The sequence below is a fragment of the Mesorhizobium sp. M7A.F.Ca.CA.004.04.2.1 genome (assembly GCF_004022825.1).
In the GTDB taxonomy this organism is placed as follows: domain Bacteria; phylum Pseudomonadota; class Alphaproteobacteria; order Rhizobiales; family Rhizobiaceae; genus Mesorhizobium.
The window spans coordinates 1-1,935 of sequence record NZ_RZPH01001092.1 but is presented as its reverse complement, the minus strand read 5'-3'; the positions used below and the strand labels follow the sequence as shown (position 1 = coordinate 1,935).

At 56.0% G+C, this 1,935-nt stretch carries 3 protein-coding genes and 1 pseudogene; all 4 read right to left on the bottom strand.

The annotated features are described in order from the left end of the window. Window positions 1–815, bottom strand: an 815-nt coding sequence (locus EN893_RS31630; protein ID WP_128362081.1) for a hypothetical protein, incomplete at its 3' end; no start/stop codon positions are given. Between the two features lie 188 nt (window positions 816–1,003). After that, window positions 1,004–1,105 (bottom strand): annotated as a pseudogene (locus EN893_RS39590) (ABC transporter permease); the annotation flags it as partial. A 35-nt stretch (window positions 1,106–1,140) separates the two neighbouring features. Next, entirely contained in the window at window positions 1,141–1,557 is a 417-nt protein-coding gene (locus EN893_RS31620; RefSeq protein WP_127272796.1) for a hypothetical protein, read from the bottom strand. Further along, window positions 1,482–1,838 (bottom strand): hypothetical protein, encoded by a 357-nt coding sequence (locus EN893_RS31615; RefSeq protein WP_127266999.1) that lies wholly within the window; start codon window positions 1,836–1,838, stop codon window positions 1,482–1,484. The genes EN893_RS31620 and EN893_RS31615 overlap by 76 nt, the downstream gene beginning before the upstream one ends. Window positions 1,839–1,935: the final 97 nt, after the last annotated feature.

Below are 1,935 nucleotides of genomic sequence, written 5' to 3'. Positions count from 1 at the left end.
GCCGGCAGATCGAGCACACGCAGTTGCTCAACGAATATTCGTGGGTCGTTTAAGGCATCGATCTTGCCGTCTGGATGGCGATTTCGGAACGTTATGGGCAGGTTATCCGCTCGATACTCGTCGGCGAGCGCCGCAAGCTTGTCGGAAACCTCCTGGACCTTGATCGGTTTCTTCCGTTCGCCAGACAGAAGCTTAATAACGGTGTCGGTCCACCAACCCTCAAGTCTCTCGAACAAAGCGACGCGGAATTCTCGGCGGACGGTGCGAAGCCGTTGATCCACCAACATCGGAATTTCATTAATTCGTGGTGCCGCTGGGAAGATCGTTATGCGTCCGTAGAAATCTCGGGTCTCTTCGGCGGTCAAACCATCGAGTTCGGATTTGACTTTTGCGATTTCACGGGACTGGCTTTGAGCCAGAATATTCGCGGCCACTTCAGCTCTAGTGCCGTCATCTGCTTGCACACCGGTAAACAGGGTAAGGAATGAGTTGGGAGAAATACTCGCAGTGCTGAACAAAAGGAAGCGGGCGTCAGACGCCTCCATACCGCTCGCCTTGTAGTATTTGATCCATATGCGCACCGACTTCCAGAAGTCGACCGATAAGTCCGAGAGCCTGTCTCCTGGGGCTTTGTGCTTAAGCGAAGCCAGCGAGACACCTGCATTGGTGGCTACAAATTCTACGTCATCATTTCTTTCGATGTATACAGCACCATCCTCCGGAAGATCGAGCACCTTCAGGAGTGCAAATCTGGCCTGATATATATAACCTAGCCCCTGCTCCGCTGCCGAAAACGCCGAACTAGAGTCGGTCATTCACCGGAAACTCAATAACAGGATATTTGAGACACGTTCCAACTCATCCCCCATCTATGTTTGCGATTTAAATATCTGGGTTATTTTAAATAAACAACCACTCGATTTGATGGGCGAGTGCGAAAATTGCTGCGCAGTTGTGATTTCTGCGGCCTTGGACACTGGCGCGAATTGTGACGAGTGAATGGCTACTTTTCTTCCACGATCCGCAAATACGCCGCCGTCACGAACAGCACGAACAAGATCCGCCTTGCCTCCTCGGGCATTAGCAGGGTCGTCAGCACCGGGAGATTTCATGCCGAGGTGACGGGTGCCGCGAGGCGACTCAGCCCGCGAATGCTTCGAATGTATCCCTGGAGGTCAGCATCGCCTGGCCCTTGAACGAGATCGAGAAATCACCGAGCTGGTACTGGCCCTGGTCATTCTTGACCAGAATGTCGCCATCAACCGTGTTGAAGCCACTCTCGATGCTTTTGAGGATCCTGTCGACGTAGCGCAGGTTGCTCTTGGCGGAGAGACTGTCTTTCTTGGCCAGCTGCGCGAGACCTTGGAGCTTCGGATCGTCGCCGATGCTTTGCAGCCGTGCTTCAACGGCCTCGGGGCCGGTGCGCGCCAACGCCGCATTCAGGGCCGGCAGTGCCTTCTGCAGGCTGAACAATGCAGAGGCTATGGATACTTCGTCGGCCGCACCCCCGGGTTCAAATTGCCCTGCAGTTCCTTCGGCAGCGGCAGGCTTGAGCATTGCAGGTGCACCTCGCGGGCGAACAGCTTTCGTTGCTTCTGCTCATGCTCCTTGATGGCTGCGACGAGCCCCATCGAGTATGGACCAAGCAAGACGCCGAAACCCCACCCCGGATGCTCCTTCTCGCGAGCTTGGTAATCCGAAGCCGCCCTGCGGGCCTGTTGGCATGCCGGCGAAGCCCATTTCTGGTCCTGCTGCGAAAGCGACGCCTCATAGTCGACCGGGGAGGTCGCGCACCCGGCCACTGCCGCAGTCAATGCGAGGCAGATTGCGTTTCTCATCCGAAGCCTCTCCTAAGCCTTGTGAAGGGCCTGCATAGACCTCTTCATCCCACAAGGCGATAGCTGCGGCCATGCGCCTTCCCACCCTCCGCAACCC

Excerpts from the sequence above, each read along its gene's own strand:
- EN893_RS31620 (WP_127272796.1), bottom strand. The coding sequence starts at position 1,557 with ATGCTCAAGCCTGCCGCTGCCGAAGGAACTGCAGGGCAATTTGAACCC.
- EN893_RS31615 (WP_127266999.1), bottom strand. The coding sequence starts at position 1,838 with ATGAGAAACGCAATCTGCCTCGCATTGACTGCGGCAGTGGCCGGGTGC.